Here is a 19,213-nt window from a genome sequence, read left to right on the forward strand (position 1 = left end):
TCAGCTCTCCAGGTACAGATGGGACTCGACGTCGACGTCTCGCAGGCTCCACAGGGTGGGACGGGCCTTGATGAGGTCGTGGTCCTGATGAGTGCGGAGCAAGGCGAGGTCCGGTCTACGCCGGGGGTCGGCTTTGAACTCGAAAGCGGCCTCGTACTCCAGCCTCTCGTTGGTCTCGACGAGGTGGCGCCAGTGGTGAACGAAGGCGCGGATCTCCGCGTCGGCATGGGCGGCCTCTGAGGGCGAGATGGCTTGGATGCGGTTCACCAACTGCTGCCGAACCGAGGAGAGCTGATGGGTAAAACCGTTCACATCCTTGGCGTCTGTGTTCTTCCGAATCTCCGGGTGCAGCAGGCGGGCGAGCCCGAGGAACGTGGCATGAAGGGCCTTGTCACGGGCACGGGCCGCGAACGGCGTCACGCTGGTCGACTCGACTTGGCGATACAGAGCCGAGTGGTAGCTGACGAAGTTCTCGTAGTGGGAGAGGTCCCGGGACCGGGCTGCGTTGAACAGGGTGACGACGAGACCGGGGTGGGCGCGGCCGACACGGCTGGTGGCCTGGATGTACTCGGCGGTGGTCTGCGGCTGTCCCGCCACAGCCATGAGGCCGAGACGATCGAAGTCGACACCGACGGAGATGATGTTGGTCGCCAGCGGCACGTCCAGAGCCGATCCGGTCCGTAGAGATCGGCCGAGGGCACTGAGGAGTCCTGGAAGGTCGCTGGAGGGAACGCGACTGGTGATTTCGGTCGGTAGGACCTGCCGCGGCTCCACCGCGTCCCGCATGGCCAGTGTCCGGAGCCGTTCGTTGACGTCTGCGTTGACTTGTAGCTCTGCGGCGCCAAGCAATCGCAGGCTGTTGAAGTATCCGAGCAGTGTCCAGTAGGTGTCGCGTACCGCCTCGTCTGGGAACGGCAGGTGCTTGGCGTTGTGAAGAAGGGACGCGTAGGCGCGGATGAGGAGGGTTGCTTGGGATAGCCCGGGCGCGAGAAGGCCGACGTAGAGGCGTGAGGGCCTGATTTCAGCGGGGGCCTCGACGGCGAACCATGAGTCGCGGGCGTCCAGGCCGGACGGCGGGAACTGAGCTACGTCCCTGCCGAAGAGAGCCCGCCCTTGCTCTGCGGCTCGTCGAATCGTCGCGGTAGAAGCGATGATCTTCGGTTGGGCGCAGGCGATGTCCACGGCCGCTTCGTACAGGCCGGCGAGGGTGCCGAGAGGGCCGGAGATCAGGTGGAGTTCGTCCTGGATGACGAGCTCGGGTGGTGGGGTGCCCTGCTGGAGTCGGTCCTCGTCCCGGTTGAACAGGGCGGCGACATCCTCACGCCAGGCAATGCGGGCGAACTTGTCTGCGGTGGCGATGACGAGTGTGGGGCGGACCCGGTAGAGCTCGGTGTCGACGACATGTACGGGGAGCCCGGAGGAGAAGTGACACATCTGGTCATCGCAGTGGATGATCATGTGGTTCCCGGGCACGTCGACCTTGTGGTTGCGGACCAGGAGAGGGGTGCCGCACCAGGGGCAGTTCTTGAGTTGGACCGGGTTTTCCTCGTGGAGCTTCTCGCCTCGTGCCAGCTTCTTCAGCGCCTTGTCGGCATTCTTGAGCCTGTTGGGTGTGGCGGCCTTCCCCACCCACATGCCGATGGAGATCTTCTCTCCTCCCAGGCGTTCGGGCTGCTCGGCACGTACGGTCTCCATCGCGCAGATCAGCAGGGCCGCCCGCTCGAACTGCTGCAGGGTGAGTAGACGCAGGGTGTACCGCATGAGCACGGTAACTCCGCCACCTGCTGCGCCATGACTCAGACGCCGGTGGAAGACGGTGAAGGCGATCAACCCGAGGTAGGCCTCCGTCTTGCCGCCGCCGGTTGGGAACCACAGGAGGTCGGCGATGGCCCGGTCGGGGTGGGCCGCGTCCACCATGCCGTTCAGGCACAGCAGCACGAACCCGAGCTGGAAGGGCCGCCATGTGCCCTCGAGCGAGGGCGCGCCGGCACGTTCCCGCTTGATCCATTGACCTCTGCCGCGCTGCAGCGCCATGACGCGGTTGGCCAGGCGGAATGCCTCCAACGCATCTGGATCGTTCTCCAGCAGATCGATCCCGGCGTTCATGCGCTGCCGCGCGATCCGGCAACGCTTCAGCTGTTCCTCGGCCAGGTGCAGGTAGGCGGGGTCGCCGAAGATTCCGTCGCGCAGCAGTTCCGCATCCTTGGCGCGGTCGTCGATCCAATTCCCGTACAGGGAGACGAATGTGCGCAAGGAGCGAATGAGTTCGTGCTTTGGCGCATCGGCGAGATACCCCATCTCCAGGAGTGTCGCGGGGACGGAGGAGTTGGAGTCGGAGAGGAGGACCTCGCTAACGGGGACGTGCTCCGTCCACACGGAGCAGACTCCTGCGGGCGTATCGTGCCGCTGTGGCTGGCCGACTGGTGCGGGGGTCCAGGACCAGTCCGCTGCGCAGCCGTGGCCGACGGCGAACGTGGGGGCATGGCGATACAGCAGCAGGGCGAGTCGGCTCTCTTCGTCGAGATCACGGGCTGTCGGACGTTCGACGAGCGCCGGGCTGTCGTCGGGAACCGTGATCTTGAGTCCCACCTGGAAAAAGCACTTCGGATCCTTGATCTCCTGCTGCTCCGCGGTGTGAGTGTTCATCAGGGTGGCAGTTACGGAGATCGTTCTGCGCGGCCCGTGAGGAGGACGGACCCGCAGATGCAGGTACAGGCCTTCGTCGAGTTTCACCGCTTTGTTGGGTGGAGCCAGAACGTCCACGAGTGTGGGGGAGAGCAGCAGGGGACGGCGGCGCCAGCGCACGTCGGGTTGCTGGGTGCTGCGCTGTTCGGCACGTTGGGGCTCGACCGATTCGCCTGTGGCGTTCACCGGCTCGTATACGGCGGCGAACGCCTTCACAAGGATGTGACGGCTGCGCGCGGGGTCGACGGCGAAGGTGAGACCGGTGGCCGAGGGACGGGCGACCTTCGCGAGGACGATGCCTGTGTCGGGTATTTCATCCACCGCTACAGAGGAATCAGCATCGTCAAGATCCTGTTCCGCGGTGTCCGGGTCGGGATGTTCCGTCTGCGTCGGGTCCGCGACGCGGGGGAACAGGACCCCGGTGGAGTAAGTGGTCACAGGCCAGTCGTGGAGGATCTCGACGTCATGGCGATGTTCGCCGTGGGGACCGAGCAGGTCCGATTTCAAACGCTCGGTCAACTGCCCGCGAAACCAATAGTGTCGAGCGTGATCATCCGTCATGTGTTCTCGTCCTTGCGGTCGTAATGGAACCGGCCGATTCCGATCAGCCGTGGTGCGAGCCAGAGTCCGCTGGGACCGAGACCGGCACGGAGGGCTGCGGCATCCTCGCCCGCTACCGTCTCGACGAGGTCGATCCGTGTTCCGGTGACATGACGAGGCCAGCTCGCTGGCTGATGTGACCTCCATTGCTGCATGAAGCGATATAGGTCGTGGCGGAAGACTTCGGAGGCGACACCGACGATCTGTTCGCCGTGCATGATGGCGTAACCGGGAGCCATCCGGTTCTCGTGGTCCTCTGGCACGTCGGTCAGTCTTGTCCAGACCACCTCGTCGCCGGGGCGGACCTTGTGCGCCAGGTATGCCTGTACCTGTCCGGGGTCGCAGGTGACCTGTTCCAATCCTGCCGGATGGTTACCACGGACGTCCTCACCCAGGCACGAAAGCCCCAATCGCTGGCTCGGCCTGTAGCCGTATCGCCCCCATCGTTGTGTGCCTTTGACCTTGCGTACCAGCCGAAACCCGCGGTGACGAGTAGCGTATGCATCGGGCGGTTGCAGACGGTAAAGATCGTGGCGGGCCCGGGTCATCGCGACGTAGAGAGCCCGTGCAGCGTCGCAGCGATCGGTAGCCACTTGCTCGTGGTCGTCGTCCAGTGAGCCAGGGGCGACGACGAGCACCCGGTCGAATTCCAGGCCCTTGGCCCGGTGGAACGTGGATACGATCAGGCCGTCCTGATGCTGTGCCACGAGGCTGTCCGGCAGGTTGCTGCGGACGATGGCTTCGTGAAGCCGTTCCAGCTCGATGACGCGCCGGCTCCGATCGCCCGCGGCCCGCAGAAGCAGTTGCCATGCACTGCGACCATGGTCGAGGTCGGGGGCGTGCGGCAGGGATTGCCAGACCTCCAGGAACCGGTCCTGCGAAATGGAGAGGGCATGGGGCAGGCGGGAAACGACCTGAGCGACCCACGAGGGGACAAAGTGATCATCCGTGCCTCTACGGACCCGGTGGTCGATGCCCAGATCGGCCAGCCACCGCGAGATCAGCAGTGCGTCACCGTTGGTGGCGCACAGGATGGCAGTGGTGAGGCTCGCGTCGCACAGGGAAGCCCGCACATATTGGACCTGCAGGTCTCCGAACTCCAGCTTGGAGGCCAGCTCCGTGCGCAGTTGCTCGTGGACCTCGTCGGCCTCTGCGCGGGTGGAGCACGCGCGGACTGCGGCCTCGTAGGGGTGGGCACAGGCGGCCTCGTCGGAAGCGGCTCGGAAGTTCTCATCAAGGGTGAATTCCACGAGCTCGTCGGAGAACCGCTCGCGAAGCCAGGAGAAGAATCTGCCCGTCTCACAGGCTCGCTTTTCGGGGTCTTGGACCTGGAAGCCATAGATGGCCTGGGCCGGGTCGCCGACAATGGTGAACCCGCACTCGTACGTGTCAAGGAAGGTCTCCACGAGCCGTCGGCGATCACCGACGAGATCCTGGACTTCGTCGATGACGATGTGTCGGACCTCGTCGAGTGACTCGGGAGCTCGCATCTCGTCTTCGATGACTCGGGTGGCCGCACGGATCCTTTCGTCGAAAGCGCGGGCGTACCAGGCTTCGTCGTTTGCCGCCTCACGGAGCAGACTGAGGGCCCAGGCGTCGAACGTTGCAACACGCGTGTGTCGGGACCTGCCGCTCAGCGACCTCAGTCGTTCACGCAACTCCGCTGAGGCTGCGCGCGAGAAGGTCAAGACGAGGAGGTCTCCGCTGGCGAGACCTTCCGATACCAGGTACTCGAGCCGTCTGACCAGTGTGAAGGTCTTGCCGGTTCCGGCGCCTGCGGTGACCAGCGCCTTGCGTCCCGCTGGCTCCTCGACGATGCGGCGCTGGACATCCGTCAGTTCCGGTGCATCGGCCGGCGATGCGGTCATCGATCCGTCTGGTGCCACAGATGCTCCATGCGGGTGTGGGCGAGTCCGCGACCAAAGTTCTTGATGTTGTCGGCCACATTGAGGATCAGGCAGGAGTCTTTGCCCCCGTTCAGCTCGCCTCGTAGGCCTCGGCCGATCATCTGGATGTAGGTGTTGGGGCTGAAGGTGGGACGGGCGACCACGACGGCTCGGACGGCGGGCGCGTCGAATCCCTGCGTTAGCACCTTGTAGTTGGTCAGCACTCTGATTTTCTTATCCTTGAAGGCGGCGATGCGGCGGCGCCTGATGCTCGGTGGTGTCCGTCCGTCGATTGAGGCCGCCGTGATACCGCGGTCCTGCAGCAGTGCGGCAAGGATCTGGGCGTGTTCCACCGAGGTGGCGAAGACCAGTACCGGCCAGTCGGGGTGCAGCTTTTCAATCCTGTCCACGATGCGCCGAGTGCGTTCGACGTCCTGTGCGAGGCTCCTGATGACGTCTGCTGGCAGGGCCATCGCGTGAGTTCTCTGCATCTCTGTCACTTGCTCGTTGCTCAGCGAATAGGAACCACCGAGGAGTTCCTCGTGTTCGACGTCGGCCAGGACCTTCAACGACTGGAGGTGACTATAAGCGTCGCTGTTCTCGAAGACGCCGTGATCCAGGCGCTTTTGTCCGAACCGGGAGACCAGGGTCCGTGTCTCGTCGTCATTGTCTCCGCGGAAGGCGGTGGCCGTCAGACCTACGAGATGACGTGAGGTCTGGTACTGGTCGATGCCGAGGGTGTCGAGGATTTGGGTGTAGGTCTTCGGTACGGCGAAGTGGGCCTCGTCGACGATCACAAGGGGGCACTCACGTAGCCAGGCGTAATCCTCCTTCGGGAGCCGCTTGACGGCGGTGTCGTCGATGGCGACGACTACCTGCGGCCCTTCAGAGACGGGAACGGCATCCGGGATACCGCCCCACAAGCGGGTGATGCGCAGCGGCTTGTCCGTTCCTTTACTCTGCCAGACGTAGGCCCACGTCTCGATGGCTTGTTCCGCCAGTTCCTGGCTTTGCGTGATCCACAGGATCGGCCCGTTGAGGAGGCCGTCACGCAGTGCCCGGACGCCGGCCTCGGCTGCGATCCGTGTCTTGCCCGACCCCGTGGGGATCTGCAGCATGGCCCGCTTCTCCGCTGTCTGCGCGAGGTGCTCGTACATGCGTTGCACCAGGGTGATCTGGTAGTCATGCAACTTCAGCGGTTTTCGCGGACCCGGCACCGTTTCGTAGGGCTTGGGGCTGCTGGTGGTCTGCGGGTCACCGGCCCAAGACTCCGGAAAGCCATACGTGCGGACGAAACGCCGTGCAGCCGGACCGCCTGACCAGATCTGCGGCCCATCGAAACCTGCCTCGGTGAGTGTGGGGGCGAGGACGCGTAGGACGTCTTCCCCGTGCGCTGCGAGCAGCAGTTCGGCCGCTCGCAGGCCATCGATCGGAATCCCGCGCAGCTCCACATCGGCGAGCGCCAGCCCCCGGGGCAGCTCGGTTATCAGTCGGTTCTCGCCGACGGCAAGCAGGAGCTTTTTGGATAGATCAGTCTCCTGGCGGACCAGCAGCAATTTTTTATCGTCACGGTCCCGTGCCTGCTGACGCAGGAGCTCCTGACAACCGTCGACCCCCAGTCGCAGCCCAAGTAGTCGGTCCACGGCCAGCAGGGTCGACTCATCGTCACGCTCCCCGGCCAGTAGCACCGTGAGCCCGTCGAGCGTTTCGGTCAGGATCTGCTCGCGGCGCCCCTCCGGGCTGCGGACGATCTTGACCAGCTCGGAGCAGTGCCCCAGTTTCCAGGCTGCTCCCCGAGGGAGCACCTGACGCAGCCGAGGAAAGACATCCGTCACCGGGACCGGCTCCGTCAGCGGGACGGAGTGGATCTCCTCGACCAAGAGGTCGGAAGGGGCGCGGAAGCGGAACCGGTCGATGAGGAGCTGTGCGTCAGTCTCGGTCGGGACCAGGAGGGTCGGCACGCGTTCACGGAGTAGGACCTCGTACTGGTCTTCCTGGGAGGTGACGGCGATGTTGTCGCTCGATTGCATCTCCCAGTTCTCGCCCACCTGGCAACGGAACAGGCGCCGCCCGTCCCCGAGAGTGCCGGAAGGGGCCGAACTGGCCATGAAGGCATAGGCGCTTCCCACGAAGGCGGCGTCCGCCCCCGAGTCCGCTCGCTGGGCCAGTTCACTCCACAAGGCGACGGGGACGTCCTGGATGGTGGACGGCAACCGGAGCGCGCGTGCGTAGGCCACGGCGATGTCGGCGACGGGCAGGAAGCGGTCGTCCACGGTCAACTCGGGACTCACGGCAGCACCCGGCCGCCGCGCGCCGATCGAGGTGCAGAGCATGCCCTCCTGGCGGAGCATCCAGACCAGGGGCGACTCGACGCGAAGATCACCGCCCTGACCGGTGGTCCGGATGCACCTCCAGTCGGGCACGATCCCAGCGTCGGGAAGTTCCCGTGCGAAAGCGGCCCTTCCTTCCTGGGACAGCTCTGGCAGCAGGTGCAGGGGGCCAGGAGTGTCCTGGCCGACCAGGCTCACGGAGGACGGTCGAGGGCGGGAGGTATGGGGCGGCAAAGCGGTGCAGAACTGGTTGTACATGACGCTGTTGTAGTCGCTGAACCAGGAATCGGAGCGAGGGTTCATCCGCAGTGCCGGACGGGCCACCGCGCCGAGGTCCTTGAGCACGTTGGTGTCGGCCGCATGGAAGACTGGGTCGACGAGCAGCGAGGCATCACGCCGTCCGTCCTCGGGCACCACAGGCCCCGCAAGGATGCAGTCGCGGATGAAACGGAACTGACCGATGGCGGTGCGCACCTTGAGTGTCCGCTCCGGTTCGGGAAAGTGTTCTTTGACGACCTTGATTACTTCGTCGCCATCGACCGTGCGAGTCAGAGCCCAAAATTCTTCCCAGTCGTTGTTGCGGTACCGGGTGAACTTGGATGCGACGGCGGCCCGCAGCCGGCCGACCGCGTTGGCCTCTTCTACGCCCAGAACCTGCAGCGCGTGCAGCATCTCGGGGTCCTGCGCGATCGCGTCCTGCAAGTACAACGTGGGTTCGTTGGGGAGACGAACACCATCGTGTCGGCGGAACACCTTGCCCTCGGAAGGTGAACGAAAGTCACCCCGCTCCGTGAGCAGGACTCTGGCCGTACGCGCCTCGGTCGCTTGCAGGTGAGTACCGGTCTCGACGATGGAGGCAGTCAGTGTCAGCGCGCACTTTGCTGCTTCCACGCTGCGGTCGGCGACGAGTGCTTCGAGCCAGGTGCGCAGTGAGGACGGAGCCACGTTGGCCTGGTGGAGTATGTCCCTCGCCCTTGATCGCCTTTCGCGGCTCTCCACACTGTGGTGACACCAGTTCTTGGGGCGCCCAGGGTGGGTCGCCCACTGTTCGAGCCAGGCCAGCTCGAGATTTTCCGGGTGAAGCAGCAGTCCTTTGGGGACTCGGAGGAATCCGTCCTGGTCCGGCAGGGAGGGTCGGTGTGCGGCTGCCTGCAGCACCTTCTGGCTCAGCATCTCATCGCCCCACTGGGAGGCCTCCCGGCCACGCGCTGTGAGCAAGGTGAGGTAGGACCCCGGGTCCTTCTCCTCGTACAGGTCTGGGATGGAATCGACCACCAACTCCGCCGCCCTGGTCACCAACTCCTCGTTGAAGTCGCTCTTCGTCAGGTTCTGGCGGTCCTCCGGGGTCTTCCACGGCGCGTTGAGGATTCCGGTTAGGGTCGTGTCGTAGTTGGTTGGGAAGTAGGCCCAGAAATTCCCACGCTTCCCGCGTTGCGGGACCCCCTTGTCGGGAACCGCCCACGAGATGGTGACGACAGGCCGATCGTGCAATTCTCCCGCTGTTCGCGCTGCGGTGGCGCTGGGCGCGTGGTCGATGCTGAAGACGAACCAGCGCTCGCTGCTATGACGGTTACCGTTGCGGAACTCAACGACCCGGTGCTCGACGCCGCGCGTCTCCTGCGTGATCTCCCGACACAACTGGCGGCCGGCGCGGGTGTCCTCCAGGATGAGGCGATCCACGTGAGGGGAAAAGAGCATAAAGTGGGCTGGGAAGTTGACGATGTCTCGACCCAGCCGGTCAGCCGCATCGCGATGCAGTCGGAGCACCACTGTCGTCGAAGCCCACCTCATCAGTTCGTCGAGATGCTCGTCACGCCGACGTTCCGAGTTCAGGTCCAGCGGCTGCGCCATCCGCAGCACCGGCGTGGGGTCCAGCGCCGAATGATCCGGGATCGTTTCTCGGATAACGCGGGCCGACCACTCCTTGTCAAAGCCGAACGACCCGGTCGTGCTGTAGAAGCGGGGAGTGTCCGACACGCTCAGGACCGATTTGACGCCGACCCCGAAACGTCCGATCTTGCCGGTCCGTTTCCGGGACACTGCCATACGCAGGATCGTGTCGGCGCCGGCAGCAGTCATCGGCGTGCCGGTGTTGGCGCAGTAGAGGTGGGTGTCGGTGAGGAGTACGTGGATCGTGCCCACGACTCCGGGCGCGCGTTCCATGTTCTCGTCAGCGCCGTTTTGGACGAGCTCGTAGATCTGTCGCTCGCCGTAGCCCCCCTGCGTGATACGTCGCTCGTTGTTCGCATGCTCCAGAACATGGCCCGGATCCGCCCGATAGACGTTCAGGACACGCCGTGACAGGTCCTCGACCACATCAACGACGTCGTCCGCCTCCCGTACAGAATCGGACATGGAAAATATCCCCCAGACTGCATTGAAATTACAGCCTTCGACATGGACGACGGGTGGTCAGACCACCTCGGACGCCTCGGCATGAGCGAAGACTTCCAGTCGCTGGTACGGCGACATGGAAGCGCAATGCGGCTCTGATCCGCGTGCGCCCCCCAGCTGTACGGGAACCCATAGTAAAGGGATGGATCCCTATCAGTTCGCACTTTAACCACTCCATTCGCAGCCGAGCAAGGACTGTTGACAACGACAGGGGATGCCCGCTCACCTGTACGAGTCCGAGTGGACCTTTTGAATGTTCCGTGATGATTGTGTCGAATCATGGCAATTGTGCCTTTCGTATGGATATTTCCTCAATATTCTATTTGGTTCCAGCGACCTTGACGCCTCGTGGAATTCAGCAATTCACGGCCTAGTTACTACTCGAAGCCGAATCTGAGGCACTCGGGTCTGCGATCTGCTGGGGAGTCCCCGCGATATCGATAAGAGCCAATTGTGCCATGCGAGAGCGGTGGTAAACCGACCGCTCAATTTACTAACCGTTAGCTTTACGGAAGCCCCATCGGCCCACCGTGTTCCATCTGGCCGAGGAAAAGTAGGCGCGCGCAGACAGGTGACCTGATTGTGAATGGTCCGCTTCATCACCTTCACGGAACTTCCTCCATGCGACATCGCGCGCCGCTGTGACGCCCAAGTGTCACGCGGCCCCGGTGTCGAGGTGGGCCAGCGCCCTCTTCACAGGACTGCGTGCGATCCGTCAGACTGCGCCTGTGGATGACCGACCAACGCCCGGTGCCCTTGCGCCCAATCGTCACTCCCTCCTACAAGAGGCTTTGGCGCTGTTTGAGGCAGACCTCAACACGGACGATCCGGTTCGTCGTCAAGCCGCGCAACTCGCGAACCTGTGCGTACAAGTCTTCAGCGAGTACGCCTCCCTCATGCAGGAGGCGGACCAGGAGCTTCCCAGAGCAGCGCGAGACCGAATCATCCCCGTACACATGGAGCGATCCCTCGAAGGGCTCTCCCGCTTCGCAGAAATCTTGGATATCGATCTTGAGTGAGGCCAGAGTCAAGCTAGCCGTGTCTGCTCACCCTGACGGCGCTGGCGCGGCTCTTTGCACGCGCCTCTCCGGAGGCCGGTGTCTGCTCTAGCGTTATGCCTGGCCAGGCGACCAAAGTTGATCGGAAGTCGGCCGCTTGTCCACGGGTGGTCCAGAGGCATCGGAGCGGCACGTTACGGATAACGGACATAAGTTGCAAAACGCCGCTATACGGATATAAGCGCTCTCTGTATGTCGCTTGTGTTGTGGAGAACTATGACTCTGGCCTATCACCTGACGTATCGTGCTCGAACCAGACACGGTGAGAGCAAATGGGAGGGCGAAGCGTGGGTGTTGAGTCGATGCGAGCTACGCCGGAGCAGTTAGACCTGACTCCCTCGCCACGACTATTGGAAGTCCTTGGAGACCTTCCTTACAAGCCGTGGCAGTGCCTCGCAGAGTTGATTGACAACGCCTTCGACGACTTCTTGACCAACCCGGACCCTCACGGTGACAGGCAGCCAACCGTTCGAGTCACCCTTCCCAAACCGAGCACGGCCGACCTCGATGCCGAAGTCTGTGTAGCTGACGGCGGCCGCGGGATGAGCGCGGACCGCTTGCAGAACGCGTTGAAGGCCGGCTACAGCGCCAACGCGCGGTACGGCAACCTGGGGCTCTTCGGCATGGGCTTCAACATTGCAACAGCCCGCTTGGGTCATCTAACCGAGGTTCGAACCACGCGCGCTGGCGATGCTGAATGGTTGGTCGCGGAGATCGACTTTCAAGCTATGCGTAGTAGCAATGACTTCAAGGTGCCACTACGGCGCGAACCGAAAGACGACGTTCTCTTGCACGGCACAGAGATTGTCGTCCGACGACTGAAGCCCGAGATTCGTGATTCGCTAAGAAGATCGAACACCGCGTCAGTAATTCGCGAGAAACTCGGAAATGTCTATTCCTATCTCCTTCGGAGCGAGGCTCCGATTCCGGAGATGCCGGATAGTTCATTAGCTGGGCGAGGATTCCAGCTGTACGTGAACAACCGTCGCGTCAAACCACGGTTGCCGTGCGTCTGGAGTGCTCATAGAAGTGTTGACTACCGGGGTGCTCCGATCCAGGCCATCCAGACTGTAGAGCGTGACCTCCCGGATGCTTACGCCTGCATGGCGTGCGGCCACTGGCATCGATTGGAAACTGACAACTGTGTTGAGTGCCAAAGCGAAGATTTGGAACTCAGGTCTCGAAAGATACGTGGCTGGCTGGGAATCCAGCGATACCTGGACGTATCAGATTTTGGCATCGACTTTTTGCGCAATGGCCGCAAGATTCTGGTAGCGGATAAGTCGCTCTTCACCTGGGAAAATATCGATACCGACGAATCCTTTGTCGAGTACCCGATCGAGCTACCGGCAAACCAAGGGCGAATTGTGGGCGAGGTGCATCTCGACCATGTTCCGGTTTTCTATCAGAAGACGGATTTTGATAGGACCTCCCGGGACTGGAACGATGCAGTAATCGTAATACGTGGTGACGCCCCGCTACAGCCCGAGAAAGCACGCAAGAGGGAATATTCCGAGAACAGTACTCCACTGGCCTTGCTCTTCAAAGGATTCCGCAGGAATGACCCTGGCCCTAAGTGTCTGATCCCAGGAAACGGCGAGAAGGCAACCCACGAGCAAGCCAGGAAGTGGGGAGAGGATTTCCGTAAGGGGCTTCCTGACTACCTCACAGATCAAATTTGGTACCAAGCAGTTCTTGACCACCAGGCAATAAAGGACGACGTCAGGAATCCTGGCGATCAGGCAAGTCAGCAGAATTCGGCAACGCATGAACTGAGCAAGAAGACTGGGCTCGACGACCCGCCGGCACCGGACCAGGAGTCGGATCGAGCGACAGCGACCGCGGTGACGATCCCACCGCAGAGTCGTTCGACCCGTGGCGAAACCGACGAAGAGCGGTATGCCCGGTACAGGGCCGAGTCGCGAATGCTGCTTCGCGGCGATTTTACTCTGAGTAGTATCGGTAAGCGCAACGTATCTATATACGAAACTACCGAGACGCTTCAGGCTACAGACGGGCTACGTGTTCCATGCGTAATCTACACACCGCGTGGACCCAAGATCGAGATATACGTAAACGGTACGCACGAGGTGTTCCGAGAATATGGTCGCGAACCGCGAGACTTTGCTATTGCTGAGTTGGCCGACCACCTAAGAACCGTGTCCAATACAAAAGAAAGAATCACGGTTCTGGCCGCTGAGGTAATTCGCCAACTGCCCGATCAGAGAATCACGGATGCGGCCTTGCGCGAGAGAGCTGAGGCCATCCTCTCTCGTATCCGGGAGCTGCTGTCTCCACTCTCTGCAGCTCATCCAAAGGATCTTTGGGCGAAGCTACCTCAGGAAGGTAAACTGCTCGCCGAAAGAGAGGCGGCGAGTCTTCAATCCAAACTGGACTGGCGTGCTGCCACGGAAAGTGGCGAATTCGCTTCGTACCTGGATGGCGCGTCCATTGCTGAGTTGGTGCGAGCACGTCCAGATTTGCTTCTAGACGGCGGTGTATTCACTTCCACCTACTCAAGCTGGAGTGATGAAGCCACACGCGAACGTCAAGCCAGTAGAGTAGCGCGACTCCTCGACACCGTAGCCGAGTTCATTGCCAGCAAAAGCGTCAAGGGGCGGCTCGAACTCTCTTCCACGCGGCTGACTCTGGAAATGTTGGACGACGAGCTGAGGCAGGCGGAGTGAGAGATGGAAACGTCTTTCGTTAATCCAACTTTTCTGCGCGAGGTTGGCCCGGCTGCCTTTACCCGGCAAGTAGAGCGCTTGCTGCTTCACTTGGGTTTCACCGACGTATTCAATGTCGATGGCGCTAATGACCAAGGTGGCGATATTGTCGCTACCCGTCGAGGTAAGCGTTGGGTCTTCCAAAGTAAATGGAAGAAGCAAGGCGCTGTAGCACCGTCGGCAATTGATGAGGTCGTTAACGCAAAAGCCTTCTATGGTGCAGATAAGATGGCTGTAGTCACAAACTCGAGGTTCGGTCCGTCCAGTTTTGAGCGTAGAGCAGACTTGGACAGGCTCGGCATTCGAGTTGAGCTTTGGTCGGGCCAGGAACTAAGCGATCTATATCACAATAGTTCGCTGGCTCGTGAGAGTCTGCCGCGACGAGAGTTGCGCCCGTATCAAGAGGCTGCGTTTGAGAACGTGCTTGAGTCTCTAGAAGCAACAGATAGGGCGTTGCTGATACTTGCTACCGGTCTCGGGAAGACCGTGGTCGGCGGTGAGGTGATCGCCCAACATGTTCGCCGATTTCCGGAAGCCAAGGTTCTAGTCGTTGCTCCTACCAGGGATCTGGTCGAGCAGCTTGAGCGCGCTCTCTGGCATCACGTCCCGAAGACCGTTCGAACTCAACTTCTCACGGGCCTGGACCGTCCTGACGATCTTCGCGGTATCACGTGTGCGACGGTTGCGAGTGCGCTCAGCTATGTGAGAGCCGGCTATAGGCCCCAGCTGGTGATGGCGGACGAAGCACATCATGTTGCTGAGGATGGACAGTTCGCGGAGCTCCTTCAGAGGCTGAAGGCTTCTGTGCAGTTTGGTGCGACCGCAACTCCGTGGCGTGGTGACCGCTTCGATATTCGAGACAGGTTCGGTGAGCCGAGCTACACCCTCGGCATCTCTGACGGGATGCGGCTTGGGTATCTAGCCGAGGTGAAGTACCGTCTTTTCGCTGATAATGTCAATTGGGATTTTGTCCGCGAGGCCAGCCAACACAGCTATGCGATTCGCGATCTCAACTCGCGTCTATTTCTCCCGCAACGGGATGAGGCTATTCGAGATCAGCTGATTGCTACTTGGTCTAAGGTGAGAGACCCTCGTGCAGTCGTTTTCTGTCGAACAATTGAACATTGTGAGCGCATGGCTGAGCTGCTCAACCAGGTGCCTCAGTGGCGAGGTGCTCAAGCGATGCACGCTGGCCTAGGAAAGAGAGACCGCCAGCTGAGGCTCATGAAGTTCCGCCACGGTGAGGTGCCGATCATTGCCGCAGTAGATATTCTTAACGAGGGCGTGGATGTGCCTGACGTCAACATCCTCTGTTTCGCACGAGTGACTCATAGTCGGAGAATATTCGTTCAGCAACTAGGGCGCGGGCTGCGACTACGTGAGGGCAAGACGCATGTGGAGGTCCTCGATTTTGTCAGTGACATCAGGCGGGTCGCAGCAGTAATGAGCTTGCGCGACAAGGTGGCACCAGGTGAGACGGAAACGCTTTACCTACCGCCCAACGAAACCTCATTTGAATTCGACGACAAGCGGGTTGAGGGACTTATGCGTGAGTGGATCAATGACGCCGCAAGCTTGGAAACGGAACTAGACGAGGCTAAGCTCCAATTTCCCGCTTTGGGTGCTTGAGGGGAGTAAATGAGCGATATTCCCGAATCCATTAGGCAGCAGTTAATCCGTTCAGTGTATAAGAGAGCAGATGAGCTAGACTGGGATGGTCTCACTCAGAGGGATAGAACCAGTTGGTACAATCGCTGGCTTGATGAGCAGGAAATCGGTGGCGTGATTCTTTGCCACATGCCGCGGGAGAGGGCTCGCGGCTGGCTCAAGGACGTTCCAATGAAGCACTACGCGCGTGCCCGGTCTGGGCTAGGGCCGTATGCAACATTGGCGGCGCGTCGTCTTCCAGGGCCAGAGCAGATTGCCCGGCAGGTCTTTGGGGGTGACTGGTCAGTTATCGATGGAAGCTTGCGAGAGAAGCCGAACAGGGGACTCGTGAGTGATGGCGAAAGCAAGCACCTCATGATCTGGGGGCCGGCAGCTAACTTGAGCTCACTTGTATGGTCGGGCATCAACGCGGTCGTTGATAGATTGCCGCTTCCAGTCATTGTCATTACGACCTTGCAAGGGCACAGAGTGGCGCCAGGCGAGAAGGCGCGTCATGTGACCTTGGGGCGGCAGGCTGGTCTGGAAGTTGTGCACGTCGCGTTGCGCGAGCTCAGTGACACGGATCCCCTGTAGGGAGGTAAGAGTGCCGAGAGACCCAGCTGTCACAAGTAGGATCATGGCTGCTGTTAAATCTAAAAACACGCGGCCCGAGGTGACTCTTCGGAAGGCCCTCTGGAATCGTGGTCTGAGGTACCGCTTGCACACCTCGCTTCCGGGCCGTCCCGATATTGTGTTCTCTTCTGCCAGGCTCGTTGTTTTTGTGGATGGTGATTTTTGGCATGGGAATGCTTGGCGTTTGAGAGGAATGGTGTCTTTTGATGACCAGTTCCGCAACATCAACAATGGTGAGAAGTGGCGCGCGAAGATCGCTGCCAATGTTCAGCGCGATGGGGAAGTAACCGTCAAGCTGAAAGAATGTGGCTGGCGCGTGTATCGTGTCTTCGAATCACGGCTTAAGAGCGATCTCGAAACCGTCGTTGATGAGATCGAGTGTGAAGTGCGTAACGCAACGCGCCTATGAATTTGCGCAAAGGTGGGGAAAGTGGTGCATCATCGAGAGCGGAGCCCTAGTGCCCCGATCAATTGAGCTATTCGCCGGCGGTGGCGGAATGGCACTTGGTATGCATAGAGCTGGATTTGCGAACGAGCAACTCGTTGAGTTGATGCCCTCGGCTTGCGAAATTCTGCGGGCTAATGCCGAAAGCCGCCCAGAGCTGTGGAAATCCGAAAACGTTCGCGAGATGGACGTTCGAAGGTGGCTCCGGGAGGTGCCTTCCCTGAACCTCGGGGAAATCGACTTGCTGGCTGGCGGGCCACCCTGTCAGCCGTTTTCGGTGAGCGGTAGTCATGCTGGGCATGAAGATGACCGCAACATGTTCCCGGCCGCGATCGATGCAGTGCGGCAGCTCAAACCCAAACTTTTTGTTTTTGAGAATGTTCCTGGGCTGCTGCGTGAATCTTTTCTGCCTTATTACGAGTATATAGCCGATCAGCTTCGTAGGCCGGAAGTTCGACCTCGGGGTAAATCAGAGCTCTGGGCTGAACATCATGAGCGGATCAAGAGGTCGCGTAAGTCGGGTCTTCGCTACCACGTGTTCCGGGAAGATATAAACGCGGCTGACGTAGGGGTCCCCCAGAGTCGCCGTCGAGTTTTTCTTATCGGAATTCGAACCGATTTGATCCGGCAGGAAGATTGGGTCAGTGTTCCGCGCACGCATAGCTTGGATTCACTTCTTTACTCTCAGTATGTAGATTACAGCTACTGGGAACAATGTAAGGAAGATGTCCCTCAGGCTGTGCCCTTGACTGCTGCAGGGCGTGTAAATCGGCTGAGGTCGCTACTCATGGCTCCATCTGAACACCGGTGGCGCACTGTGCGTGATGCGGTGGCTGACTTGCCTGACCCTGATGAGGCTCATGGAGTGCTCAACCATTGGAGTATTCCCGGTGCCCGGTCCTATAAAGGTCATACCGGTAGCCCTTACGACATGCCCTCTAAGACATTGAAGGCTGGCGTACATGGTGTATGCGGCGGGGAAGGAATGATTCGGTATGCCGATGATTCGCTCCGATATCTCACGATACGCGAGGCGGCTAGAGTGCAGTCTTTCCCTGATTGGTACGACGTAGTTGGCACGCGAACAAAAGCGATGCGGGCGCTGGGTAACGCTGTCGCTGTTGACGTCGCGGCGACCATCGGTCAGCATCTGCGCAAAATGGCTGGTGTCTAGGGCGTGAACTCGTCCCCGGATAAGGGGACTTGTCACGCTCCATAGCCCACCACTTTCTCCTGCTCCCATCCCGTCCGCCGTCGACCCACACACTGTGGAGCGGGCGTGGTTCATGGCGTCCAGGTGGAGCGCGCCACTGTACGAACGACCTGGACGCCATGGGCCGCGTCTGCTCGGCTCTGCCTGGGGCGATGGTGGACGGGATGGGAGCCCACCACACTCGCCACGATGTGCCCGCAGCCGGGAATGGCGCCCCCTCCATCCCGGTGCCGGCCGATCCCCCGCCGGAGGCATCGCCTTTGACCGTGGGCCGGATGCATCGGGTGCTCGACTCATGACCTCCGGGCCTATCCACAGTGGGCGGGCGTCGGCGCAGCCGGGGCGGAGCGGGCCGGAGGCAGGAGCGGCGCCCCGAGCGGAGCCGGGAAGCCCGCCCGGCGGAGCGGAGCGCAGCCGGGTGCTTGAACCCGTAATGAAGGTTGTTACTCAGGTGGTGGCTGGGATGCGCCACAGTGGGGCTGTGTACCGCTCCGGTTGGCTGTTAATGAGCAGTCGGCGCAGGTCATCGCGTTGTGAGCCGTCAAGGTTCAGGACCTCGGTGAGGTGGCGGAACGTCGTGTGCGTGACTCCGCGGCTTCGGGCCTCTGCCTCGAACTGGGCGAGTTGGGGAAGTGCCGACTCGGCGTCGAGCTTCGCCGGCTGTTGCTCCTTGAGCCAGAGGGCCTTGTTGCGCTCGTAGTCGATTTCGGAGAAGCCGCAGATTTCGCGGCTCAGTGCCTCCACCTGGTCCAGGGCGGTTGTCGACATGATGGCGCGGGCCAACTCGTTGCGGCTCAGAGCCTCGTCCAGGTCCACCTCGTGGACTGTCGGGCTCTCGTCGGTGAGGGGGATGGGAAGTCCGGCGTCTCGGACCTCGCATGTGCCGCGTACGCCTCGGGCTGTTGCGGCGAGCATGCCCGTTGCCTCTGAGGGGTGCCACTCCAGGACCGGGCCGATTGGCTCCGTGTCCTTCGCGGTGAAGGTGTGGACGAGTGGCCCGAGCACGTCTCGCAAGTCCTCGTGCGGCAGCTCGCCGTCCAGGCCGGGGCCTGCGATCAACAGGCGTATGGGCGCGTTCACTTGGCCGCACGCTGCCAGTGTCAGGGAGTCGGCGAGGGGGCTTTTCAGCGTCGGTTCGTTGCCTCGGGCCAACACGTCGCCGCCGACGTCCAGGAGATCGATCGAGGTCGGCTTTAAGTGGGTGACGAGTTCTTCGAGTTGGTGCGTGACTCCCTCGGCGCCGTGCCTCGGTTCGATCAGCGCGAACGTGTGCCGGAGCTCTGCGGCGAGTCGTGGGAGCGTGGAACCTGCCGGTGCGACCGGGCGGGCATCCGCCGGCACCTTCCAGACGGCTGGGGTGAGCGGTTCGAGGCCTGTGAAGTCGTCGGCTCCTCGGGGGCCCGGTAGCGGGTCGATGAGCAAGCGGTCCCACGCGTACGTGAGGATTACCGCCTGTTCGCCGGCATCCCCGTACAGGGCGGCGTCAAGCATTGTGGCGGCGACTGCGTCGCCCCCTCCTCCTGCTGCGACGATCAACCGCGTCATGTGCTCAAGACTACGGGGTCGGCTCTTGACCACTCACCCTATAGTGGCTAG

At 61.5% G+C, this 19,213-nt stretch carries 9 protein-coding genes; 5 read left to right on the forward strand and 4 right to left on the reverse strand.

Annotation, left to right across the window (positions count from 1 at the left end):
- Genes ABZ027_RS02980 through ABZ027_RS02990 form a run of 3 tightly spaced genes read right to left on the reverse strand, consistent with a single transcriptional unit; the run spans nucleotide 1 to nucleotide 9,856 of the window.
- Nucleotides 1–3,246 carry a DNA helicase gene (locus ABZ027_RS02980; protein ID WP_356763735.1) on the reverse strand — a complete coding sequence of 1,082 codons (3,246 nt, stop codon included), beginning with the start codon at nucleotides 3,244–3,246 and terminating at the stop codon, nucleotides 1–3.
- The gene (locus ABZ027_RS02985) at nucleotides 3,243–5,153 is read right to left on the reverse strand and encodes a UvrD-helicase domain-containing protein (RefSeq protein WP_356763737.1); all 1,911 of its coding nucleotides are present in this window, start codon (nucleotides 5,151–5,153) and stop codon (nucleotides 3,243–3,245) included. The genes ABZ027_RS02980 and ABZ027_RS02985 overlap by 4 nt, the downstream gene beginning before the upstream one ends.
- Nucleotides 5,150–9,856, reverse strand: coding sequence for a helicase-related protein (locus ABZ027_RS02990; protein ID WP_356763739.1), 4,707 nt, complete (start codon nucleotides 9,854–9,856; stop codon nucleotides 5,150–5,152). Before ABZ027_RS02990 ends, ABZ027_RS02985 begins: the two co-directional genes overlap by 4 nt.
- A 767-nt stretch (nucleotides 9,857–10,623) precedes the next feature.
- Here ABZ027_RS02990 and ABZ027_RS02995 point away from each other — a divergent pair.
- The 5 genes from ABZ027_RS02995 (at nucleotide 10,624) to ABZ027_RS03015 (ending at nucleotide 17,578) form a co-directional block, all read left to right on the forward strand.
- The gene (locus tag ABZ027_RS02995; protein ID WP_356763741.1) at nucleotides 10,624–10,914 is read left to right on the forward strand and encodes a hypothetical protein; all 291 of its coding nucleotides are present in this window, start codon (nucleotides 10,624–10,626) and stop codon (nucleotides 10,912–10,914) included.
- Between the two features lie 326 nt (nucleotides 10,915–11,240).
- Nucleotides 11,241–13,640: an ATP-binding protein gene (locus ABZ027_RS03000; RefSeq protein WP_356763743.1), complete on the forward strand. Its 2,400-nt coding sequence runs from the start codon at nucleotides 11,241–11,243 to the stop codon at nucleotides 13,638–13,640.
- A gap of 3 nt (nucleotides 13,641–13,643) precedes the next feature.
- The gene (locus ABZ027_RS03005) at nucleotides 13,644–15,308 is read left to right on the forward strand and encodes a DEAD/DEAH box helicase family protein (RefSeq protein ID WP_356763745.1); all 1,665 of its coding nucleotides are present in this window, start codon (nucleotides 13,644–13,646) and stop codon (nucleotides 15,306–15,308) included.
- Between the two features lie 622 nt (nucleotides 15,309–15,930).
- Nucleotides 15,931–16,368 (forward strand): very short patch repair endonuclease, encoded by a 438-nt coding sequence (locus tag ABZ027_RS03010; RefSeq protein WP_356763747.1) that lies wholly within the window; start codon nucleotides 15,931–15,933, stop codon nucleotides 16,366–16,368.
- Nucleotides 16,369–16,417: 49 nt separating this feature from the next.
- On the forward strand, nucleotides 16,418–17,578 hold the full coding sequence (locus tag ABZ027_RS03015) for a DNA cytosine methyltransferase (RefSeq protein WP_356763749.1): 1,161 nt from the start codon (nucleotides 16,418–16,420) through the stop codon (nucleotides 17,576–17,578).
- A gap of 486 nt (nucleotides 17,579–18,064) precedes the next feature.
- Here the strand turns inward: ABZ027_RS03015 and ABZ027_RS03020 are convergent, their stop codons facing one another.
- The gene (locus tag ABZ027_RS03020; protein ID WP_356763751.1) at nucleotides 18,065–19,162 is read right to left on the reverse strand and encodes a DUF1152 domain-containing protein; all 1,098 of its coding nucleotides are present in this window, start codon (nucleotides 19,160–19,162) and stop codon (nucleotides 18,065–18,067) included.
- Nucleotides 19,163–19,213 lie beyond the last annotated feature (51 nt).

This window comes from Streptomyces sp. NPDC006332 (genome assembly GCF_040612855.1).
Lineage (GTDB): Bacteria > Actinomycetota > Actinomycetes > Streptomycetales > Streptomycetaceae > Streptomyces.